The sequence below is a fragment of the Streptomyces sp. BBFR25 genome (assembly GCF_044590125.1).
Taxonomy (GTDB): Bacteria; Actinomycetota; Actinomycetes; order Streptomycetales; family Streptomycetaceae; genus Streptomyces; species Streptomyces canus_D.
Window position 1 is genome coordinate 570,132 of the sequence record NZ_CP172447.1, and the last position, 5,076, is coordinate 575,207.

At 73.0% G+C, this 5,076-nt stretch carries 4 protein-coding genes; all 4 read right to left on the reverse strand.

Annotated features, from left to right (window positions below; translation table 11 throughout):
• Nucleotides 1–30: 30 nt before the first annotated feature.
• On the reverse strand, nt 31–837 hold the full coding sequence (locus ACGH52_RS02440) for an alpha/beta fold hydrolase (protein ID WP_059302636.1): 807 nt from the start codon (nt 835–837) through the stop codon (nt 31–33).
• Nucleotides 838–844: 7 nt separating this feature from the next.
• On the reverse strand, nt 845–3,319 hold the full coding sequence (locus ACGH52_RS02445) for a penicillin acylase family protein (protein WP_399937206.1): 2,475 nt from the start codon (nt 3,317–3,319) through the stop codon (nt 845–847).
• A 69-nt stretch (nt 3,320–3,388) separates the two neighbouring features.
• Nucleotides 3,389–3,613, reverse strand: coding sequence for an MbtH family protein (locus ACGH52_RS02450; protein ID WP_059302640.1), 225 nt, complete (start codon nt 3,611–3,613; stop codon nt 3,389–3,391).
• Nucleotides 3,614–3,641: 28 nt separating this feature from the next.
• Nucleotides 3,642–4,889, reverse strand: coding sequence for a cytochrome P450 (locus ACGH52_RS02455; protein ID WP_399937210.1), 1,248 nt, complete (start codon nt 4,887–4,889; stop codon nt 3,642–3,644).
• Between the last annotated feature and the right edge of the window lie 187 nt (nt 4,890–5,076).

The window sequence follows — 5,076 nt, forward strand, 5'->3', positions numbered from 1 at the left end:
GCCCCGCCCCTGCGTGGTTCGCGCCGCGGGTCAGCCCGCGTTGCCGAAGAACTCCAGGATGCTCTTGTTCACGGCCTCCGGGTTCTCCAGGTAGCCGTAGTGCCCGGCGTCCGGGACGACCTCGAAACCGGCGTCCGGGATGATCCCGGCCAGCTCCTCCCCCGCGCGCGGCGGGGTCACCAGGTCGTCGGCGAACGAGACGACGTGGCAGGGGACATCGATCGCGGCGTAGGCCCGGCGGCGGTCGGGCATCGGCTCCAGCCCGAGCTGGGCGCCCCGGCCGGCCTCGTTCTGCCCGGAGAGTTCCATGACGTCCAGCCAGTCGACGACGGCCTGTTCGTCGTCCAGGGTGCGGGGCGACAGACTCTGCATGGCCTGGACCACGGCCTGGTAGCGGGCGGGGAGCCGCACGCCCGAGCGGTGCAGCTCGCGCTCGGCGCGGGCGAGTGCGGCGCGCAGGGCGTCGCTGCGGGCCCGGCTGGCCATGAGCACGGCCTGGCGCACCAGGTCCGGCCGGGTCAGGGCGAGTTCCTGGGCGACGTAGGCGCCCATCGAGGTGCCGATCACGCGGAACGGGCCGAGCCGGAGCCGGGCGGCGAGCGCCACGACGTCGGCGACCATGTCGTCGACGGTGAAGCCGTCGGCGCACACGTCCGTGGGCGGGATTCCGCGGTTGTCGAAGGTGATGACCCGATAGCCGGCGGCGGTGAGCGCGGGCACCTGGTACATGTGCCAGGCGCGGCCCCCGCTGCCGGACCCCATGATCAGGACGACGGGTTCACCGGAGCCGGTGTCCTCGTAGTTGAGGCGGATGCCGTTGACGGTGGCGAGGGGCATGGTTCTCCTAGGGGGCGGTCAGGACGACGGTCCGCAGGTGCGGCGAGCGCAGGATCTCCGCCGGGGTGAAGCGTTCCGGCACCCACGTCCCGCGGGAGTAGAGCCGCGTCTGGTCGGCGTGGTGCGGGGAGGACGGGTCGGCGGACTGGGCGTAGGTCAGCAGGGTGGAGGCGCGCGGCGCCCCCCGTTCGGGGAACTCCGTGACCTGGAGGAAGCTCGTCCCGGTCTCGACCTCGGTGGCACCGGCGGCCGGGTCCCAGCGGGGCGTGATGACGTTGAGGACACCGGCCTGGTGCGGGCCCCCGTGCAGGGGGATGCGCTCGCCGTCGCGCATCACGTACTGGTGCGCCCCCAGAGGGGCGTCGAGGGGGATGCCGGCGGTGCGCAGTTCCGCGGCCGCCTCGCCGAACGCCCGTTGCACCTGTGGGTCGTCGACGGCCAGGCCGCGCGGGGTGTGCAGCGGGTCGGCGGGGTCGAACGGGGTGCGCCAGATGCCGCCGGGCACCGCTTCGGCCTTGAGCGTGAACCGGGCGAACAGCAGGGCGCCGCGGCTGTCCCGGCGGAAGGTGCCGTCCCATGCCTCCAGCGCGGGGCAGGCCGCCGACACGTCGACGGGCCCCTTGGAGGAGGGCGCGAGGCCGCCGGGGAACGCTCGGCACAGCCGGACCGTGTCGGCGCCGGCCAGTTCGGCGGCCCTGCTGTGGTCGCGGAAGAGGAGGCGCTGCGCCGCTTCGCGGGTGAGGCCGCGCCCCGGCAGTCCGTCCGTGCCGGCCAGCCGCCGCTCGGCGGTGAGGACGGCTTCCTGGGTGCGCAGGCTCCGCGGGGTGCCCTGGTCGCCGACGACGCGCGGGTAGTCGGTGAGCGGCGCGGCGGGGTTGGTCAGCCAGGGGCTGTTGTTGGCGTTGACGACGTAGTCGCCGCGGTCCGTGCTGGGCAGCCTCGCGGGTCCGAGGATTCCGGGTTCGACGGCGTCGGGGTCGCTGCCCCAGGCGCAGTCGCCGCGTCCTCCGTCGAGGACCGGCACGCCACTGGTGGGGAACACCTGCTCGCCGAGCGGCGTGGAGCAGCGCTCGGCCAGGTCGTCGGTGACGTGCGGCACGACCTGGAGGTCGGCGTACAGGGCCCGGCCCCGGCGGTCGGCTGCGACGGTGTTGACCCACGGCAGGCCCTGGGTGCGGGTGAGGACGCGGCGTGCGTCGTCGGTGTCGCGGGCCCGGCCGAGACCGAGCCAGCTGTTGAGGGCGCGCAGGTTGCCGGCGTTGGCGTCGCGCAGGACGTGGGCGCTGCGGGTGGTCCAGGGCAGCGGGAAGCCGCCGGGGCCCGAGCCGATGACGGGGCCGTAGCGGGTGTCCCAGAGCGTCCGTTCGACGGTGTCCTCGGTGCCGTCGGCGGCGCGGACGCGTACGGCGACGCGGTGGGCGCGCATCCGCTCGGGCACCCCGTCGACGAGGTAGCGGGTGGGGTCGCCGGGGACGAGCGGTACCTCGTACAACCCGTAGGTCGCGGCCGTGGAGACGGTGTGGGTCCAGGCGAGGTCGTGGTTGTGGCCGATGAGGACCGCGGGAAAGCCGAGCAGGGAGGCGCCGGAGACGTCGAGGCGGCCGGGGAGGGTGAGGTGGCTCTGCCAGAACCGGCGTGCCCCGTGCCAGGGGAAGTGCGGGTTGGCCAGCAGCACGGAGCGGGCCTCGCCGCCGGTGCCGCGGCTGCCCGTGGCGAGGGCGTTGCTGCCCAGTTCGCCGTCTTTGCGGACGGTGCGGACGGCGGCGCTCAGCCCGGACGCCGTGGCCTTCAGGGACGCGGCGGACGGGCCGGACGCCTCGGCGGGCGGTTTTCCGGGAGCGGGCGGGCGGGCCCCCGTGATGCCGTCCATCATCGTGCCGGAGCCCGACATGGTGGTGACGGCGTGGAAGTGACGGTAGACGTCGAGCGGGGTGATGGGCCGCACCCATGCCTTCCCGCGGCAGGCCGGTCCGTCGGCCCCGGACGCCCCGGTCGCGGCCACATACCGGTTGTAGCCGCGCACGTATCCGTCGATGAGCTTCCTGACCTCGGGTTCGGGGCCCAGGGGAGGCGGCTGTGCGACCAGTTTCTCGACCGTGCGGGAGTCCTTGAGCCGCTGGAAGTACAGGTCACTGGTGAGGTTGTCGCCCGCGACGCCCAGGCCGGTGTCGGCGGGTGCGTCGGGGCCCAGGTACCGGGAGCGTTCGGCGCGGACGGTGAGGTAGGCGTCCGCCAGGACGCACAGGTTGTCCGTCGCCGACGCGTAGCCGTAGCCGTAGCCGAGTCCCCGCCAGTCGCCGGCCGTGATGTGCGGGACGCCGTTCTCGGTGTACCGGATCACGACGGGCCGGCCGCTTCCGGCCGGCCCGTCGGACGGGGCGGGCGCGGCCGGCGCGGCGGTGGCACCCACCAGCGTGATCCCGGCCAGGAGCGAGGCCAGTGCCCCGCGGGTCCGTGCGGGCAGCCGAGTCACGCGCGACATCGTGCGGCCCCCTTTCTGCGTTCCAGTCGGGTGGGTCCCTCGAGAGGGAGGGGGCGGCGGTGGCGTCCGTCAGGCGGCGCCGGCCTTCTCCATGGCCTCGACGAGGCTCTTGGGCCGCATGTCGGTCCAGTGCTCGTTGACGTAGTCGAGGGCCGACTGCCGGTCCGTCTCCTTGAGCGCGACCTGCCAGCCCGCCGGTACCTCGACGAACGCGGGCCACAGCGAGTGCTGGCCTTCGTCGTTGACGAGGACCAGGTAGGTGCCGTCGGGGTCCTCGAACGGGTTGGTGCTCATCTGGGTGTCCTCCTCGGATGGGGCGCGGTCACACGCTTGCGCCACGCGTCTCGTGGTACTGGGCGAGTCCCGCCGGGTCCGGCTCGAAGCGCACGGGCAGGGAGCTGAAGCCGGTCAGGAAGTTGGAGTGGATGCGCCGGGCGGGTCCGGCGACCTCGAAGCCGCGGCTGAAGGTCCGCAGCGCGGAGAGCAGTTCGGACACCTCGACGCGGCCCAGGTAGGCGCCCAGGCAGAAGTGCGGGCCGTAGCCGAAGGTGATGTGCTTGTTGGGCGTGCGGCCCAGCGTGAAGGCGTGGGGGTCCTCGAAGACGGACTCGTCGCGGTTGCCGGAGCTGTGCCACAGCGTGACGATGTCGCCCGCGGCGATGCGTACGCCGCCGACCTCGGTGTCGGTCAGGCAGGTGCGGCCGAAGTGCATGGCGGGCGTGGACCAGCGCAGTATCTCCTCGGCGGCCGTACCGAGGCCGACGTCGCCGTCGCGCAGCAGTTGCCACTGCGCGGGGTGGCCGGCGAGGGTGCGCACGGCGTCGATCATCGAGAGTCGGCTCGTCTCGTCGCCGCCGATGATGAGGCTGTAGCAGTTGAGGACCATCTCGTCCTCGGTGAGCGACTTGCCGTCGATCTCGCCTCCGGCGAGGACGCTGATCACGTCGTCGCCGGGGGACGCGCGGCGCTGCTCCACGAGCTCGCCGAAGTACAGCAGGATCTCGTTGCGGGCCATGAGGGCGTCGACCTCGCCCGCGTCCTCGGCGTCCGAACTCAGCGCGGACTTGGTGAGCGAGAGCAGGAACTCCCGGTCCGAGGCGGGGACTCCGAGCAGTTCGGCGATGGTGCCCATCGGGATCTGGCTCGCGATGTCCTCGGCGAAGTCGCAGGTGCCGCGCTCGACCGCCTCGGCCACCAGCCGCCTGGTGTTCTCCCGCACCCGTTCCGCGATGCGCTCCAGGGCGCGCGGGGAGAACGCCGTGAGCATGATCTTCCGCAGTTCGCGGTGGCGGTGGCCGTCGGTGACGGCGAGCATCTGGCCGGCGGCTGAGTCCCCGCCGGCGAGCAGGGTCACCATCAGGTTCCCGCGCTCCGACGTGAAGTGCACGTTGTCCCGGTAGACCGCCATGATGTCGGCGTGGCGGCTGACGACCCAGAAGCCGGGGTTGTCCCCCCGGGGTGGGTGCCAGGCCACCGGGTCGTGCTCCCTGAGCCGTTCCCAGAAGTCCGTGAGATCGGAGTGGAACGTCTGCGGGTCCGCCAGGTCCACGTCGTGGATCAGTTCCGTCATGCCGCGGATCACCCCGTTCGTCGTGGTCGCAACACCGGAGTCACCGGTGTTGCCGCAGTGGTGGGAGTCGACGGCCGATGCTTCGACGCTAGCACCGGCCGCCGAACGGAGGCATCGTCCTTAAGCGGCGGCTGAATGACGCACGGTCACCGTCCGCCCGTGCCGACGACTTGGCCGTCGTTCCTGC